A 16603-nucleotide genomic window follows, 5' to 3' on the forward strand; every position below is an offset into this window, starting at 1 on the left:
CAAGGATGCCCCGGCCGAGCGCGCGTGGGGAAGCACCGTAGCCGCTGACTCAGTGCTTCCCCTCGCGGGCGAAACTCGGTTCCGCCGCCTCCAGCCGCGGTACCGCGATGCCCAGCCGTCGCGCCTCCGCGAGGGTGTCCCGGCAGACCTCACGCGGCTCCTCGGCGTCGGGGTCGGAGTGCGCCTCGAAATTCGCGCGCACCGGCGTGACATGAGCGGTCAGCCAGGCGAGCACTGGGGCCATCAGCCAGGCGGGCGCCCGGAACGGCAGCACACCGCCCCGGTGCCGTCGCAGGTCAACCCCGCGCGCCTCGAGCAGCGGCAGCAGCTCGCGGCCGGCCAGCAGCGCCGCGCGCAGGTCGCGAGTCGCCCCGGCCAGCTTGGACAGGGAACCCACCCGCAGGCCCTGCGAGAACAGGCCGGCATCCGACGCGAAATGGACCCACAGCCAGCCGCGGAAGTCGGGCCGCTCCTTCAGCCGGAGCCCGGCCTCGCGAAACGCCTGGCGCACGGCCCGCTCCCGGTCGGTCGGGGGCCGGCCGAGGGTGCCGAAGACGACCGACGGCAGCAGCATCCCCCGGAGCACGCCGTCCGCGCCGAAACCGCCACCGGCCTGGGGAAAGCCCCAGGCGACCCGGTCGACGGGGAGTGCGCCGATCGCGGCCAGCGGCTCGGCCCAGATGTTGCCGAAGACCAGCACCGTGGCCCGGCCGACACGCGGAGCCAGGAAGGCCGTCGCCTCCGGGAGGCGGTGGTGCGGCACGCTCAGCACGATCAGGTCGAAGTCGTGGTCCGGCTCCAGCGCCTCGCGGTAGCGCACCGGCCACTGCTCGACGACGCGCCGCCCCCACACCCGGCGCCGCGTATCGAACAGGTCGAGGTCCACTGCGTCGCCGTATGTCGCCGCGCGGCCCGGCCGGACGTAGAACTCGACGTCATGTCCCGCCCGCTGCAGGACCCAGCCGTAGACAGTGGCGATCACGCCCCGGCCGAACATCAGGATCTTCACGTCACACCTTGGGGTAGGATCGATCTGGAGGTCATCTCCATTTTCCAAAATATGGAGGTCATCTCCATTTGTCAACGGGAGGGAGCGCATGACCGCCGACAAGCCGCTGCGGGCCGACGTCCGCCGCAATCGCGAGGCCCTGCTCGCCACGGCCCGGGAGATCTTCGACGCCGGCGACTTCTTCGACCTGCGCTTCGACGACTTCGCCCGCCTGGCCGGGGTGGGCACCGGCACGCTGTACCGCCACTTCCCCACCAGGGAGGCGCTGGCCGAGGCGGTTTACCACGGGGAAGTCGCCGCGCTGTGCGACCGTGCCCGCCGGCTGCAGGCCACGCTGCCCGCGGCGGAGGCTTTGGCGACCTTCCTGCGCGGCATGGTCGACCACATGGATGCCCACAAGGGCCTGGCCCGGACGCTGGCCACGCTCATGGCCGGTCGCTCGGGTGTCCTCACCGAGGGCAGCCGGGCGCTGGAGCAGGCTGTCACCGACCTGGTGGCCGCCGCCGTGCGGGACGGCGCCGTGCGCGACGACGTGGATGCCGGTGCCGTGATGATGGCGCTGCACGGCATCGGCGCGGCCCATGACCGCCCCGGCTGGCGGGCCGAGGCCGACGATGTCATCACCCTCGTGCTGGACGGGCTGCGCCGGCCGCACTCAGGCGGGCAGCGCGAGCACGAGCGGGGTAGTGCCGGTGAGCTGACGTGAGACCGTCGTTGTGCGCAGTGCTGCGGCCCTGGCCGGAAGCGGCGAGGACTCAGCGGGCGGGAACCAGCTCGGACGGCGGACGCCACTCTCGCCTGATCAGCCCGTAGACCCACGAGTCGGAGACCTCACCGTTCACAATGCAGTCCTCCCGCAACGTCCCTTCCCGCACGAAGCCGAGTTTCTCCAGCACGCGGGCGGATGCCACGTTGCGCGTATCGGTGTCGGCCTGGACGCGATTCAGGTCCAGCGCGTCGAATGCCCACCGCAGCAAGGCGCGCGCGGCCTCCGTCGCGAAGCCATGACCCCACGCGGCATCGTCGAAGCAGTAGCCCAGCGACGCGCTGCGGTAGTCCGGATTCCACCTGCTCAAGCCGCACCAGCCGATGAACGCCCCGTCGCGGACACGGTCCACGGCCAGCCGCGCTCCGGTGCCCTCCTCTGCCATCTGCCGGCAAGCCGTGATGAACCGCTCGGCGCGCGCGCGTTCGCTCCACGGCGGCGCGTCCCAGTAGCGCAGCACGTGGGCGCTGCTGTGCAGCATGAAGAGGTCGTTCGCATCCGCGTCGTCGAAGGGGCGCAGTCGAAGGCGAGCGGTGTGCAGCGTCGGGGTGGGCAGCGGCACGCGCGTCATGGTCCCTCCCGTGGTGTGGCGGCCGAACAAGCAGACGCCGGATGCCGGCCACTCGCAACGGGTTTCCCTCGGCGGCCGCTCATCGGCTCGGCCGCCCCTCATAGGAGCGCAGTGCCGGTGGATCAGGCGCAGACCTTGCCCAGCGCCGCCTTCACGTTCTCGGCGGCCTTGGCCACGTTGCCCGCGTTCATACCGTTCGAGGTGGTGTACTGCCGCATCTGGTCGAGCAGCGTCACGAGCGCGTCGTGCAGGTCGGCCTGGGTCACCTTCGCCACCTGCGGCTCGACGAGTCCCACCCACTCCCTGACGAGCTGGTCCGCCTTCTGCATCCCCTCGACCGCGGTCTTCTGGTCGTTGCGCTTGACCGACTCCAGCACCTTGCCCTGCACCGCGACGAACAGCGGGTAGTACTGGTCGAGCGTGGCCTTGACGTCCTGACAGTCCTGCGAGCTCACCGACGGCGACGGAGACGCCGCGGCCGGCATCACGGCAGCCGACGTGACCGCGGGCGCAGCCGCGCCCTGATCCGGCTCGTCACCGCACCCGGCGGCCAGCATGAGCGCCGCAGCGGCAACGGCAAGTGCACGGCCTCGCATCGAGACAGCCTCCCCCGGTCAGACGTCGGCGGTAGTCATACCACGCCGGGTCGCGCCGCGGACAGCGAGCAGATCCGCCACCGGCGCGAGCGAGCCGGGCGGCGACCGGAGGGAGCGCGGACCAGAGCGGGCCGGCGCCCCGCACGGCGCCGGCCCGGTTACCTCTTCCCGGGGGAAAGCTCAGGTCAGGGCGTGACCGGCGGGACCACCGGCTCGTAGGGCGCCGGGGGCTCGGCCGAGGCCGGCAGCTCGTCGGGCTCCTCGCTGAAGCGCTCGCTCGCGGCCTGGATGGCCTTCGGCGCCGAGGCCGCCACCGCCCAGCCCACCGCCACGCCACCCAGCGCCGCCACCGCGATCCAGCCCCACGGCGTGCGCGAGCGCCGGCCCGAGAGCGCGTCGAGGGCCAGGTTGGCCCGCTTCCACGCCTCGGTCGACACCGAGCTCACCCGGTCCGACGCCGAGCTGTAGCGGTCCGAGGCCTCGCCGGCCAGGTCGCCGGCCCGGTCCTTGAAGTCGTATGCGCGGTCCTTCACCGTGCCACCGAACGAGCGGGCGTTGTCGAGGGCCGAGACCAGGTGGTCCCAGGCCTCCTCGGCCACGCTCTCGGCCCGGCGCCGCCGCTTCTTCCACTCACTGCTCATCGAAATCGCCACCTCCTCCGATGTCCTGCTGCCCGGAACCGGAGAACGGCAAACCCCTACGCGGAGGCGCGGCGGACCAGGTGCGTCTCGACCATCACCGAGGACGAGGCCGCGCCGCCGATGCGCGCGATGAGCAGTCGCGCCATCTCCCGCCCCATCGCCTCGACGGGCTGGTGCACGGTGGTCAGCGGCGGGTCGGTCTGCCGGGCGATCGCCACGTCGTCGAAGCCGACCAGGGCCACGTCCTCCGGCACCCGCTTGCCGATCGTGCGCAGCCCGCGCAGGGCGCCGACGGCCATCAGGTCGGAGGCGGCGAAGACCGCGTCGATCCCGGGGTCGGACTCGAGCAGCTCGCGCACCGCGCGCTCGCCGCTGGCCTCGGAGAAGTCGCCGTACGCGATGAGCCGCTCGTCCACCGGGATCCCCGCGCGCTCCAGCGCCTCGCGGTAGCCGGTCAGCCGGGACACGCCCACGGCCATGTCCTGCGGGCCGGCGATCGCGGCGATGCGCCGGCGCTGGCGGTCCAGCAGGTGCCCGACGGCGATGCGGGCGCCGCCCTCGTTGTCCGCGTCCACGTAGGAGAGCTGGGACAGCTGGGCGGTGAAGTTGAGCTGCTCGTCGTCGGCGAGCATCTGGGCCGGCCGGCCGCCGAGCACCACGGGCAGGCCGCGGCGCTCCAGCAGCAGCGGCAGCGGGTCGGCGTCGTGCAGGGAGAGCAGCATCACGCCGTCGACGTGCTGGTTGGTCAAGTGGTGCTCGACGCGCTCGCGCTCGGCCGGGGACTGGGCCATCGCCAGCCAGAGCTGCAGCTGGGTGTCGGCCAGGGCCGAGCTGATGCCGCGGACGATGCCGGCGAAGAAGGGCTCGCCGAAGACGCGCTCCTCCGACTCCGAGACGACCAGCGCGACCGAGTCGGTGCGCTGGGTGACGAGCGCGCGGGCGGCTCGGTTGGGCACGTACCCCAGCTCGTCGATCGCCTTCCGCACCGCCGCGCGGGCCTCGGGGCTCACCTGGGGCGAGCCGTTGACCACGCGCGAGACGGTGCCGCGGCCGACACCGGCGCGCAGGGCGACCTCGTCGAGCGTGGGCCGGCCGGCGGAGCGCGGGCGGCCCGGGGACGGGATGTTCACGCCTCATTGTGCGCACATCTCGTCATCGGGCCACCCGGCAGCCCCGCGATCTTTCACGAAATCGTCAGGATCACCTCAACGTCGGAGCCCTCGATGGCCGGCGGGATGACGCCATCGGGGTCGATCGACTCCCCGTCGACGGTCAGCGAGCGGGTGTCGCCGCGCTGGACCGTGATGGTGTACGTCGCCCCGCGGAACCGGCGGACCGCCGTGAACCCGGGCCAGTCCGCCGGGATGACCGGAGCCACCCGCAGACCGGCCAGCTCGGGACGAATGCCGAGGATCCACTGCGTGATGGCCGCGTAGTTCCACGCCGCCGTGCCGGTCAGCCAGGAGTTCTTGGCCTCGCCGTGGGTCGGCGCGTCCCGGCCGGCGATCATCTGCGCGTAAACGTACGGCTCGCACCGGTGCACCTCGCTGATCGCCTCCCGGGCCGAGGGCAGGATCCGCTTGTAGTAGTCGAACGCCCCGTCGCCGTTGCCGACGATCGTCTCGGCGATCATGAGCCACGGGTTGGTGTGGCAGAAGATGCCGCCGTTCTCCTTGTACCCGGGCGGGTAGGAGGAGATCTCGCCGAGCTCCAGCCGGTAGGAGGTGTAGGCCGGCTGCTGCAGGACGATCCCGTGCGGGGTGGCGAGCCGCTCCCGCACGCTGGCCAGGGCCCTCGCCGCGGTGCCGTCCTCGACCCCGACGCCGCCCATCACGCACATGCCCTGCGGCTCGATGAAGATCTGGCCCTCGTCGTTGGAGGCCGAGCCGATGACGTTGCCGTGGAAGTCGTACGCCCGGCGGAACCAGGCCCCGTCCCAGCCGTGCTCGGCGATCGTGCCGGCCATCTTCTCGGCCGCGTCGAGGTACTCCTGGGCCGGCTGGCCCACGCGCTGCGCGATCCCGGCGAGCTCCTTCGCGGCGAGCACGAACTGCCCGGCGATGAACACCGACTCGGCGACCCCGCCGGTGGCGTTCTCGGTCGTCTGGAAGGGCTCCCCCGGCGTGTCGGAGAAGCAGTTGAGGTTCAGGCAGTCGTTCCAGTCGGCGCGCCCGATCAGCGGCAGGCCGTGCGGGCCGAGGCGGTCCAGGGTGTACCGCAGCGAGCGCTGCAGGTGATCGTAGAGCGGCGTCTCGGAGCCCGGCTCGTTGTCGTAGGGCACCGGCGCGTCGAGGATCGACAGGTCGCCGGACTCCTTGAGGTAGGCCGCGACCCCGAGGATGAGCCACAGCGGGTCGTCGTTGAAGCCCGAGCCGATGTCGTTGTTCCCGCGCTTGGTCAGCGGCTGGTACTGGTGGTACGCCCCGCCGGTGGCCAGCTGGGTCGCGGCGATGTCGAGGATCCGCTCGCGGGCCCGCTCCGGGATCATGTGCACGAAGCCGAGCAGGTCCTGGTTGGAGTCGCGGAAGCCCATGCCGCGGCCGATGCCGGACTCGTAGAACGAGGTCGAGCGGCTCATGTTGAACGTGACCATGTTCTGGTACGCGTTCCAGATGTTGACCATCCGGTTCGTGTCCCCGTCGGGCGTGTCCACCTGCAGCCCGCCGAGCAGCCGGTCCCAGTTCTCGCGCAGCGCGGCGAAGCCGGCGTCGACCGTCTCCTGCTTGAGCCAGCGCTCGATCACCGGGCGGACCATGTGCTTGTTGACGGTCTGCGAGCCGGGCGGGTCGAACTTGGCGTCCTTCGGGTTCTCCCAGTAGCCGAGCACGAAGCCGATCTCGCGGGTCTCCCCCGGCTCCAGCGTGACGCGCACGTGGTGCGAGCCGTGCGGCTGCCAGCCGTGCGCCACCGAGTCCGACGAGCTGCCGCGTTCCACGGCGATCGGCCGGTCCCACGAGCGGTACGGGCCGAGGAAGGACTCGCGGGCCGTGTCGAACCCGGCCAGCGGCTCGGAGCAGGCGAAGTAGGCGAAGTGGTCGCGGCGCTCGCGGTACTCCGTCTTGTGGTAGATGACCCCGTCGACGACCTCGACCTGGCCGGTGCTGAAGTTGCGCTGGAAGTTGGTGGCGTCGTCCTGGGCGTCCCAGAGGCAGAACTCCACCGAGGAGAAGACCGAGAGCTCGGCGGCGGTGTCGCGCTCGTTGGTCAGCCGCAGCCGCCAGACCTCCAGCGTCTCGCCGAGCGGCACGAAGTACGTGACCTGCGCCTTGATGTCGCGGTAGCCGGACGAGATCGTCGTGTAGGACAGCCCGTGGCGGCACTCGTAGTCGTCGAGCTCCGTCTGCGTCGGCTGCCAGGTCGGGGACCAGAACTCGCCGCTCGCCGCGTCGCGCAGGTACAGGTAGCGGCCGCCGAGGTCGAAGGGCGCGTTGTTGTACCGGTAGCGGGTGAGGCGGCGCAGCCGCGCGTCACGGTAGAACGAGTAGCCGCCGGCGGTGTTGGAGATGATGCCGAAGTACGCCTCGGTGCCCAGATAGTTGATCCAGGGCAGCGGGGTGTCCGGCCGGTCGATCACGTACTCGCGACTCTCGTCGTCGAAGTGGCCGTAGCGCACGTTTTGCCTCCTAGCGTGCCCACAGGGGAAGGCACAGTCTCAGGCCGACTCGCGCACCACGAGGTGCGTGTCGAGCACAGTCGAGTGGGCCGGCCCGCCGGCGATGCGGGCCAGCAGGAGCCTGGCCATCTCGCGACCCATGCCCTCCACCGACTGGTGCACGGTGGTGAGCGGCGGCAGGGTCTGCCGGGCCACGGCGGAGTCCTCGAACCCGACCACGGCGACGTCCGCGGGAACGGCCCGGCCCAGCTCGCGCAGGGCTCGGATGGCTCCCACGGCCATCAGGTCGGAGGCGGCGAAGACGGCGTCGAGCCCCGGGTTGAGATGCAGCAGGCGGTTCATCGCTTCGGCGCCGCTCGCCTCGCTGAAGTCGCCGTATGCGACGAGACGGTCGTCGAACGGATGGGACGCGGCCCGCAGCGCCTCGCGATAGCCGCGCAGGCGGGCCTTGCCGACGCCCATGTCCTGCGGGCCGGCGATCGCCGCGACGCAGCGGCGTCCCAGGTTGAGCAGGTGCTCGACGGCCAGCCGGGCACCGCCCTCGTTGTCGTTGTCGACGAACGAGACGGTGTGCCCGTTAATCTGGCCGTCGATGGTGCCCGTCTCGAGCATGTGCGCGGTGCGCCCGCCCAGGACGGTCGGCAGCCCGCGGCCGGCCAGCAGGCCGGGCAGCGGGTCGTCGTCGTGCAGCGACAGCAGCAGGACGCCGTCGACGTGCTGGTCGTTGAGGTGGCGCTCGACCAGCACGCGCTCGGCGACCGACTGTGCCATCGCGAGCCACAGCTGCATCTGGGTGTCGGCCAGGTGCGAGCTGACGCCGCGGACGATGCCGGCGAAGAACGGCTCGCCGAACACCCGCTCCTCGGACTCGGAGACCACGAGGGCCACGGAGTCGGTGCGGCGGGTGACGAGCGCCCGGGCGGCCCGGTTCGGCACGTAGCCGAGCGCGTCGATCGCCTTCTGCACCGCGGCCCGCGCCTCCGGGCTCACCTGGGGCGAGCCGTTGATGACCCGGGAGACGGTGCCGCGCCCGACACCGGCCAGGGCAGCGACCTCGTCAAGTGTCGGGCGGTGCACGCTACTCGGCCAGGCCGTTGCGCTTGATGACCTCGCGGTAGCGGTGCCCGCTGGTCTTCATGGTGCGCGTCTGTGTGTCGTAGTCGATGCCCACCAGGCCGAAGCGCTTGGTGTACCCCCACGCCCACTCGAAGTTGTCCAGCAGCGACCACGCGAAGTACCCCCGCAGCGGGGCGCCCTGCTCGATCGCGGCCAGGCCGGCACGGAAGTGCGCGTCGAAGTAGTCTGCCCGCTCGACGTCGTCGATCGCGCCGTCGGCGGTGCGGGTGTCGACGTACGCCGCACCGTTCTCGGTGATGTAGAGCGGGATCGCCGGGTAGTCCCGGGCGACCCGCACCAGGGTCTCGGTGAGCCCGGGCGCGTCGACCTCCCAGTTCATGTCGGTCACGGGCACGCCCGGCCGCTGGTGGAAGCGGACGTGCTCGCTGCCGGGCCAGGACGTGGGGGCCCGCCAGTAGGGCTCGGCGGGCAGGTCCGGGTCGGGCGCGCCGACCACGTGCCGGCTGTAGTAGTTCACGCCGAGCAGGTCCAGCGGGGCCGAGACCGTCTCCAGGTCGCCGTCGTGCACGAAGCCGAAGTCGGTGACCTCGCTCAGGTCCTGCCGGACGTCGTCCGGGTAGGCGCCGAGCAGTACCGGATCCAGGAACAGGCGGTTGGCCAGGCCGTCGATGCGCCGCACGGCGTCGGCGTCGGCCGCGGAGTCCGGGTCCGCCGGCGAGATCGCGTAGAGGTTCAGCGTGATGCCGAGCTGGGCCTCCGGGTCGTTCGCGCGGATCGCCTGCACCGCGAGGCCGTGGCCGAGCAGCAGGTGGTGCGTCGCGGCGAGCGCGTCCGGGGCGTGCTTGCGGCCCGGGGCGTGCACGCCGGAGGCGTAGCCCAGGAACGCCGAGCACCAGGGCTCGTTCAGCGTGGTCCAGTGCCGGACCCGGTCGCCGAGCACGCCGTGCACCTGCGCGGCGTAGTCGGCGAACCGGGCGGCGGTGTCGCGGGCCGGCCAGCCGCCGGCGTCCTCGAGCTCCTGCGGGAGGTCCCAGTGGTACAGCGTCACCCACGGGGTGATCCCGCGCTCCAGCAGCTCGTCCACGAGCCGCTGGTAGAAGTCGAGGCCCTTGCTGTTCATCGACCCGCGGCCGCCCGGCTGCACGCGGGGCCACGCGATGGAGAACCGATAGGAGCCCAGCCCCAGATCGGCCATCAGCGCGACGTCCTCGCGGTAGCGGTGATAGTGGTCGCACGCCACGTCGCCGGTGTCGCCGCCCTTCGTCCGCCCCGGGGTGTGGCTGAACGTGTCCCAGATGGAGGGTGTGCGGCCGTCTTCGGCGGCCGCCCCCTCGATCTGGTACGACGCGGTGGCCGCCCCCCAGAGGAATCCGGGCGGGAACGTCAGCGGGTCGATGTTGGTCACGCCTTGACCGAACCTTCCATGATGCCGCCGATGATCTGGCGGCCGAATGCGATGAACACGATGAGCAGCGGCACGATCGCCAGGGCTGTCCCGGTAAAGACTTGCACGTAGTCCGTCTTGTAGTAACCGGTGGCCAGAATGTTCAGCGAGACCTGGACGGTCGGTGTGTCACCGTTGAGCACCACGTAGGGCCAGAGGAAGTCGTTCCACGTCTCCATGAACGTCAGCAGGCCGAGGACCGCCGCGGCCGGGCGCAGTGCCGGGAGCACGACGCTCCAGTACGTGCGCCACGTCGAGGCACCGTCCATCCGCGCCGCCTCGATCAGCTCGTCGCTGATCGCCGACTCGGCGTACTGCCGGATCATGAAAACGCCGAAGCCCTTGACCAGGAAGGGCACGATGACCGCCTGCAGCGTGTTGGTCCAGTCGAGCTTCACCATCAGCAGGTACAGCGGGATGATGTTGACCTGCGTCGGGATCATCATCGTCATGATGATGACGAGCAGCAGCGCGTTCTTGCCGCGGAACTTGAGCTTGGCGAACGCGAAGCCGGCCAGTGTCGAGAAAAAGACTACCGACAGCGTCACGCAGCCCGCCACGATGGCCGAGTTGACCAGGCCGTAGACGAAGTTCGCGTCGGTGTTCTCCAGCACCCGCTGGGCGTTGGAGAAGAAGTTCCCGCCCGGCGTGAGCGGCGGCGGGATGTCCGTCACCGCGCTGTTGTCCCGCGACGCCACGATGAACGACCACACGATCGGGAAGATCGACAGCACGATCGTGAGGATCAGCGCCAGGTAGGTCAGCGGGCTCGCGTCCCACAGCGCCGCGGAGGCGCTGCGCACGCGGCCGGGGCGCTTCGGCGCCGGAGCCGGCCGGGTGGCGGGCTTGGTCGGGGTCATGGTGCTCATTGCGTCTGCCCCCTCACCGAGCGGCGCACCAGCAGGAAGTTGATCAGGGCGAAGACGAGGATGATCAGGAACAGCAGCCAGGAGATCGCCGAGCCCCGGCCCACGTTGAAGTTGTTCGTGAACGTGGTCTCGTAGATGTACATGGCGACCGTCTGGAACTCGTTCAGCGAGCCGCCCTGGATCCGGCCGTAGTTGAACAGCAGCGGCTCGGTGAACAGCTGCATGCCGCCGATGGTCGAGATGATCACCGTGAACAGGATCGTCGGCTGGATGAGCGGCACCGTGATCCGCCAGAAGCGGCGGATGGCCGAGGCCCCGTCGAGGGAGGCCGACTCGTAGAGCTCCTTCGGGATCGCCTGCATCGCGGCGAGGTAGATCAGGGCGTTGTACCCCGTCCAGCGCCAGTCGACCATGAAGGCGATCGCCGTCCAGGAGGACCAGCGGTGGTTGCGCCACTCGACCGCGTCGAAGCCGACGCTCTGCAGCAGCCAGTTCGCCAGGCCGTACCGGTCGGCGAAGATCAGGCCGAAGACGATGCCGACGGCGGCGACCGAGGTGATGTTCGGGATGAGCACGCCCATGCGGATCGCGGTGCGGGCGCGCATCTTCTTGTTCAGCCAGCTGGCGACCATCAGCGCGAAGATGAGCTGCGGCACGGTCGAGATGATGAACAGCCCGAACGTGTTGCCGATGACGGTCCAGAAGTGCTCGTCGGTGAGGACCTTCGTGTAGTTCTCGAAGCCGACGTAGCCCTGGTCGCCGCCCGTCAGCGTGTTCTTGCGCAGCGACAGCACCGCGGTGTAGACGAGCGGGTAGGCGCCGAAGACCGCGAAGAGCAGGAAGAACGGCGCGACGAAGAGGTACGGCGAGTACTTGATGTCCAGCCGGCCGAGGCGCAGCGAGCGCCGGGGCGTCGGCGGCACCGGGTCCCTCCGCCCGTGGCGAGGCCCGGCGACCTCGACATTGGTGGTCATTGGTGTGGTCCTTTACGCCTAAGCCCGGTCGCTGGCGAGCGGAGGTGGCGAGTTGCCGCCACCTCCGCCCGGTGTCGATCGGGGTACCGATCAGCCCTCGGCCAGCGCCTTGCTGTCCTTGATGGCCTTGTCCCAGCCCGCCTGAGCGCTCAGCTTGCCCTGCTCAGCGGCCTGCATGGCCGGCTCGAACGCGTTCTCCCAGAGGGCCTGGTGCTTCGGGCCCAGGTAGATCGGCTTGAGGGTCTTCGCGGCGTCGACGTAGATCTTGCCGACGGGCGCGTTGTTGAAGTAGTCGTTCGTCGCGCCGGCGATCTGCGGGTCGGCCAGGGCCGACTGCGACGACGGGAGCGGGCCCGCCTCCTTGAAGGCGTCGATGCCGCCCTGCTTGCCGGTCAGGAACTTGATGAGCTCGAACGCGGCCTTCTTGTTCTTGCTCTGCTCCGGGATCGCGAGGTACGAGCCACCCCAGTTGCCGCCGCCGCCGGGGATCGTGGCGATGTCCCACTTGCCCTTGGCCGCGTCGCCGGCGCGCTCCTTGATGACACCCGTGTACCACGGCGGGCACGGCACGGTCGCGAACGCGGCGTTCTTGAACGCGGCGTCCCAGTCGGTCGACCAGCGGGCCAGCTTCGAGGTCAGGCCCTTGGAGGCCATGTCCAGACCGAGGTCGTAGGCCTTCTTCACGACCGGGTTGGTGTCGCCGATGTACTTGTCGCTCTTGTCGTAGAACCAGGTGTCGCTGTTCTGCATGATGTACGGCTGCATGACCGAGGTCGCCGAGTCGAGCCAGGTCGCCTTCAGGTTCTTGGACTTGAAGACCTCGCCCTGCTTGACGTAGTCGTCCCACGTCGGCCAGAGCTTGCTCACCGCGTCACGGTCGGTCGGCAGGCCGGCCTGCTGGAACAGGTCGCTGCGGTAGCACATGGCCAGCGGGCCCACGTCGGTGCCGAGACCGACGAGCTTCTTGCCGTCCGCGGTGAACGCGTTCTTCCACTTGAACGGCAGGTACTCGCTCTCCAGCGACGACGCGCCGAGGTCGAGCAGGTTGGCGAAGGGCTTGTTGTCCTTCAGGTACTGCAGAAGCATGCCCTCTTCGAGCATGACCACGTCGCTCGCGCCGCTGCCCGCGGAGAGCTGCTGGGCCAGCTTCGGCACGAAGTCCTTGGTCTGGCCCTCGTTCTTGATGTCCACCTTGATGTTCGGGTTGGCGGCCTCGAAGTCCTTGACCGCCTGGGTGAACCCGGGCGTGCCGAAGTAGGACAGCGAGATCGTGACCGGGCCGCCGGTGCTGCCGTCAGATCCCGTGTTGTCCTTCTTGGCACTGCAGGCGCCCATGCCGAGGGCGAGCCCGACGGTCAGTGCGGCCGCGGCGACGGAGCGGACGCGGCGCGAGGTGAAACTCATCCTGACCCCTCTCTCAGGTCGTGATGGGTGGGTGTGGTGTGGGGTGTTGATGCGTACGGCGGCGGGCAGGGGGAAGCCCCGCCGGCGCGGTATGGCGGACATGCGAGTTGATGTCTCCCGCGGCTGTGGGGTGTGGCACCGGCCACAGCCGCGGGAGCGCTCCCATGAGACTGGACTGCGAACGACGGCGTGTCAATGGGGCAATGGGAGCGTTCCCATTTCGTTACCGCAAGATTTCCAAGCGACCTTTTCGCCGGATTCGCGGCCTTTGGGGGTGCGGCAAAGCTCTACAGAGCGTCACGACCGCACGGTGTGGCCCTACGCGGGCTGAAAGTTACTCAGGTCATGCGCCGCAGGAGGGTGCTGGCCCGCCCGGCGTCGAATCCGGCGGGGTCGAAGGCGCGGCCCAGCCACGCCCGCATGGCCTCGTGCTCGGGGTTGCGCGGGTCCGCGTACGCCGCCAGGAAGTCGCGGTAGCCCAGCGGTCCGCCGACGTCGTCGGGCGGGCAGGCGCGCTCCCCGCCCGTGCACATCGGGTAGCGCACGCCCGGGTCGGCCGGCACGACGTCCTCGACCGTCACGTCGTGCTCCCACCAGTCGCCGAAGTCGTACGTGTACCGCAGCCGCGAGCCCTTGCCCGCCACGGCGTCGAGCCGGTGCTCCAGCTCGTCGTGCACCTCGAGCAGCCCGTCCGGGTCCGGCGTGCCGTACTGCACCCCGTCGATGTCGAACACGTGCAGGTGCCGGTCGCCCCAGCCCATCGCCAGCTGGACGATCCGGTGCAGGCGGTCCAGCGTGAACGCGCCGGGCAGCAGCACCCGCCGCCAGACCGGCGGGTCGACGCCGTCCAGCGCGATGCGCAGCTGGTAGATCATGCGAGCCATGGTGCAGCCATTGTCGGGTGCGCCTCCCCCGCGCCGCAGCCCTACGCCGCGATCTCCCGCCAAGTAGATTCGGTGGGTGCAGCAGCTGTGGCCCGACGTCGTCGCCGAACCGGATCTGATCGACCTGTATCGAACCCCGCCGGGCCCCTGGCTGCGGCTGAACTTCGTGTCGAGCCTGGACGGGGCCGGGCACGTGGACGGGCGCAGCGCGCCGCTGTCCGGGCCGGCCGACAAGCGCGTCTTCGGCGTCCTGCGCATGCTCTGCGACGCGCTCGTGGTGGGCGCGGGGACCGTGCGCGAGGAGGGGTACCACGCGCTGCGCCTCGACGCCGGCCGGCGGGCCTGGCGGGTGGCGAACGGGCTGTGCGAGTACCCCACCCTGGTCATCGTCTCCGGGCGCCTCGACCTCGATCCCGGGCAGGACGCCCTGGCCGGCGCCCCGGTCCGCCCGATCGTGCTCACCCGCGCCGGGGCCGCCCCCGGGCGGCTGGCCGACGTGGCCGAGATCATCACCGTCGGTGACGATGCGGTGGATCTCGTCTCCGGGCTCGCGGCGCTGCGCGAGCGGGGGTTCGCGCACCTGCTCAGCGAGGGCGGGCCGCGGCTGTTCGGCTCCCTGACCGCGGCCGGGCTCGTCGACGAGCTGTGCCTGACGCTCTCCCCGCTGCTCGCCGGCCCCGGGGCCGGGCGGATCACCGACGGCCCGCCCCTCGCCGCCCCGGAGCGGCTCACCCTGCGTCACGTGCTCATGGACGAAGGGTTGCTCTTCCTGCGGCACGCTCGTTAACCACAGGATCGTCCACATGCTTGTGGACAACGTGCCGCGAGCCTGTGGACAAAGGTGAGTCGCGACCGGGTTCGTCCCCTTTTGCCCGGGTGAATGGGGCACTCATCCATCGACCGTGGCGTGGTGCCTTCGCCCTTGCGGGCGACGTGGGGCACGATGCACAGGCGAACACATGTACTGGGGGTCGAACGCCATGGAGGACGAGTCCGCAGCCGCTTCGGGCGGGCCGGTCGTCGGGCGCGTGCTCGGCACCGCCGACGCCACGCCGCTGACGTTCTGGGTCGCCGTCGAGGACGGCGCCTACCTCCAGCTCGACGACGTCGTCGTCACGGAGCGTGACCTGCCCGAGCACGACCCGGTGACCATCGCCGGCGTGGTGACCGCGGTCCGGGCCCGCCACGAGGGCGTCGTGTTCGACTCCGACGTGTTCCTGGTCGCCGACGGCACGCTGCCGGCCACGATCCAGGAGGCCGCGGAGATCACCACGACCCGCGTCGATCCGGAGGTGTACGTCCCCCCGACCCCGGGCGCGCTGGTCCGCCGGGCCCAGGGCGACGCGCGGGCCGGGGCGCTGTACTTCGACCGCATGGAGCGCACCATCCCGATGGGCTTCGGCCGCGACGGCGCCGCGATGTTCCTCAACGCCGACTTCCTCGACGGCTCGCGGGGCGCCCACGTGTCCATCTCCGGCATCTCCGGCGTGGCCACGAAGACGAGCTTCGCGACCTTCCTGCTCTACTCCGTCTTCCGCTCCGGCGTGCTCGGCGGCGCCGGCGAGACCGCGAACACCCGCGCGCTCATCTTCAACGTCAAGGGCGAGGACCTGCTCTTCCTCGACCACCCCAACAGCCGGCTGGACCAGGCCACCGAGGACGCCTACGCGCGCCTCGGGCTGGTCGCCGGGCCGTTCCCGGACGTGCGGGTCTACGCGCCGCCGCGGGCCGGGGACTCCTCCGGCACCCCGGACGTGAGCAGCCGGCTGTCCGGCGTCGACGCCTTCTACTGGACGCTGACGGAATTCTGCACCGACCGGCTGCTGCCGTACGTGTTCGCCGACGCCGACGACGAACGGCAGCAGTACACGATGGTCGTGCACTCCGTGACCGCGCACCTGGCGCGCATCGCCCAGCCGGCCGAGGGCGGGGTCGCGGTCGACGGCACCCGCCTGAACTCGTACGCCGACCTCGTGGACTACCTCGTCGAGCAGCTCAACGACGACGCCACCCGCGGGCAGTGGGCCGGCAGCGCGGTCGGCCTCGGCACCGTGAACGCGTTCGCGCGCCGGCTGATCGGCAGCAAGAAGGACCTGTCCCGGCTGATCCGCGGCGACCTCGCCCAGCGCAAGCCGCACCAGATCAACACCGCCGAGTCGGCCCAGGTGACCGTGGTCGACCTGCACAACCTCCCCGACCGGGCGCAGCGGTTCGTCGTCGGCGTCACGCTGCGCACCGAGTTCGAGCGCAAGGAGAAGGCCGGCACCGCCAAGCCGCTGCTGTTCGTGGTGCTCGACGAGCTGAACAAGTACGCGCCGCGGGAGGGCACCAGCCCGATCAAGGAGGTGCTGCTCGACATCGCCGAGCGCGGGCGCTCCCTCGGCGTGGTGCTCATCGGCGCCCAGCAGACCGCGAGCGAGGTGGAGCGGCGGATCGTGGCCAACTCGGCGATCCGGGTGGTCGGGCGGCTCGACCCGGCCGAGGCGTCGCGGCCGGAGTACGGCTTCCTCCCGCCCGCCCAGCGCCAGCGCGCCCTGCTGGCCAAGCCCGGCACCATGTTCGTGTCCCAGCCGGAGATCCCGGTGCCGCTGTGCATCGAGTTCCCGTTCCCCTCGTGGGCGACCCGGCCGGCCGAGGCCGGCCCGCCGCCCGCCTCGACGCTGCGCTCGATCGCCCAGGCCGCCACCGACCCGTTCGCGGTCGTGGCCCGGGTCGGCGGCGGCGGCATCAGCGACGACGACATCCCGTTCTAGGA

The 16603-nt window shown here is 70.8% G+C and carries 15 protein-coding genes; 3 read left to right on the forward strand and 12 right to left on the reverse strand.

Annotated features, from left to right (window positions below; genetic code table 11):
* Positions 1-49: 49 nt before the first annotated feature.
* Positions 50-1009, reverse strand: coding sequence for a ketopantoate reductase family protein (locus AC6JBM_RS34955; RefSeq protein WP_497978231.1), 960 nt, complete (start codon positions 1007-1009; stop codon positions 50-52).
* A gap of 88 nt (positions 1010-1097) precedes the next feature.
* Between AC6JBM_RS34955 and AC6JBM_RS34960 the strand changes: the two genes are divergently transcribed.
* On the forward strand, positions 1098-1715 hold the full coding sequence (locus tag AC6JBM_RS34960; protein WP_497978232.1) for a TetR/AcrR family transcriptional regulator: 618 nt from the start codon (positions 1098-1100) through the stop codon (positions 1713-1715).
* Between the two features lie 49 nt (positions 1716-1764).
* Here AC6JBM_RS34960 and AC6JBM_RS34965 read toward each other — a convergent pair whose 3' ends face one another.
* The 11 genes from AC6JBM_RS34965 to AC6JBM_RS35015 form a co-directional block, all read right to left on the reverse strand.
* Entirely contained in the window at positions 1765-2346 is a 582-nt protein-coding gene (locus AC6JBM_RS34965; protein WP_497978233.1) for a GNAT family N-acetyltransferase, read from the reverse strand.
* A gap of 122 nt (positions 2347-2468) precedes the next feature.
* Positions 2469-2942, reverse strand: a complete 474-nt coding sequence (locus AC6JBM_RS34970) for a hypothetical protein (RefSeq protein ID WP_497978234.1) — start codon at positions 2940-2942, stop codon at positions 2469-2471.
* Between the two features lie 185 nt (positions 2943-3127).
* Entirely contained in the window at positions 3128-3583 is a 456-nt protein-coding gene (locus AC6JBM_RS34975; protein ID WP_497978235.1) for a hypothetical protein, read from the reverse strand.
* A 56-nt stretch (positions 3584-3639) separates the two neighbouring features.
* On the reverse strand, positions 3640-4707 hold the full coding sequence (locus AC6JBM_RS34980) for a LacI family DNA-binding transcriptional regulator (RefSeq protein ID WP_497986578.1): 1068 nt from the start codon (positions 4705-4707) through the stop codon (positions 3640-3642).
* 59 nt (positions 4708-4766) lie between these two features.
* Complete coding sequence (locus tag AC6JBM_RS34985; RefSeq protein WP_497978236.1) at positions 4767-7196, reverse strand: glycoside hydrolase family 94 protein; 2430 nt, start codon at positions 7194-7196, stop codon at positions 4767-4769.
* A gap of 39 nt (positions 7197-7235) precedes the next feature.
* Positions 7236-8273, reverse strand: a complete 1038-nt coding sequence (locus AC6JBM_RS34990; RefSeq protein WP_497978237.1) for a LacI family DNA-binding transcriptional regulator — start codon at positions 8271-8273, stop codon at positions 7236-7238.
* Between the two features lies 1 nt (position 8274).
* Entirely contained in the window at positions 8275-9678 is a 1404-nt protein-coding gene (locus AC6JBM_RS34995; RefSeq protein WP_497978238.1) for a GH1 family beta-glucosidase, read from the reverse strand.
* Positions 9675-10520 carry a carbohydrate ABC transporter permease gene (locus tag AC6JBM_RS35000; protein WP_497986579.1) on the reverse strand — a complete coding sequence of 282 codons (846 nt, stop codon included), beginning with the start codon at positions 10518-10520 and terminating at the stop codon, positions 9675-9677. Before AC6JBM_RS35000 ends, AC6JBM_RS34995 begins: the two co-directional genes overlap by 4 nt.
* A 62-nt stretch (positions 10521-10582) precedes the next feature.
* Complete coding sequence (locus AC6JBM_RS35005; RefSeq protein ID WP_497978239.1) at positions 10583-11560, reverse strand: carbohydrate ABC transporter permease; 978 nt, start codon at positions 11558-11560, stop codon at positions 10583-10585.
* A gap of 90 nt (positions 11561-11650) precedes the next feature.
* Positions 11651-12964 (reverse strand): extracellular solute-binding protein, encoded by a 1314-nt coding sequence (locus tag AC6JBM_RS35010; RefSeq protein ID WP_497978240.1) that lies wholly within the window; start codon positions 12962-12964, stop codon positions 11651-11653.
* 338 nt (positions 12965-13302) lie between these two features.
* Positions 13303-13848 carry a plasmid pRiA4b ORF-3 family protein gene (locus AC6JBM_RS35015; protein WP_497978241.1) on the reverse strand — a complete coding sequence of 182 codons (546 nt, stop codon included), beginning with the start codon at positions 13846-13848 and terminating at the stop codon, positions 13303-13305.
* A gap of 76 nt (positions 13849-13924) precedes the next feature.
* Between AC6JBM_RS35015 and AC6JBM_RS35020 the strand changes: the two genes are divergently transcribed.
* Both AC6JBM_RS35020 and AC6JBM_RS35025 read left to right on the forward strand, forming a co-directional pair.
* On the forward strand, positions 13925-14635 hold the full coding sequence (locus tag AC6JBM_RS35020) for a pyrimidine reductase family protein (RefSeq protein WP_497978242.1): 711 nt from the start codon (positions 13925-13927) through the stop codon (positions 14633-14635).
* A 193-nt stretch (positions 14636-14828) separates the two neighbouring features.
* Positions 14829-16601 (forward strand): ATP-binding protein, encoded by a 1773-nt coding sequence (locus AC6JBM_RS35025; RefSeq protein WP_497986580.1) that lies wholly within the window; start codon positions 14829-14831, stop codon positions 16599-16601.
* Positions 16602-16603 lie beyond the last annotated feature (2 nt).

The organism is Dactylosporangium thailandense (assembly GCF_059739745.1).

Excerpts from the sequence above, each read along its gene's own strand:
- AC6JBM_RS34960 (WP_497978232.1), top strand. The coding sequence starts at position 1,098 with ATGACCGCCGACAAGCCGCTGCGGGCCGACGTCCGCCGCAATCGCGAG.
- AC6JBM_RS34965 (WP_497978233.1), bottom strand. The coding sequence starts at position 2,346 with ATGACGCGCGTGCCGCTGCCCACCCCGACGCTGCACACCGCTCGCCTT.
- AC6JBM_RS35015 (WP_497978241.1), bottom strand. The coding sequence starts at position 13,848 with ATGGCTCGCATGATCTACCAGCTGCGCATCGCGCTGGACGGCGTCGAC.
- AC6JBM_RS35025 (WP_497986580.1), top strand. The coding sequence starts at position 14,829 with ATGGAGGACGAGTCCGCAGCCGCTTCGGGCGGGCCGGTCGTCGGGCGC.
- AC6JBM_RS34970 (WP_497978234.1), bottom strand. The coding sequence starts at position 2,942 with ATGCGAGGCCGTGCACTTGCCGTTGCCGCTGCGGCGCTCATGCTGGCC.
- AC6JBM_RS34975 (WP_497978235.1), bottom strand. The coding sequence starts at position 3,583 with ATGAGCAGTGAGTGGAAGAAGCGGCGGCGCCGGGCCGAGAGCGTGGCC.
- AC6JBM_RS35005 (WP_497978239.1), bottom strand. The coding sequence starts at position 11,560 with ATGACCACCAATGTCGAGGTCGCCGGGCCTCGCCACGGGCGGAGGGAC.
- AC6JBM_RS35010 (WP_497978240.1), bottom strand. The coding sequence starts at position 12,964 with ATGAGTTTCACCTCGCGCCGCGTCCGCTCCGTCGCCGCGGCCGCACTG.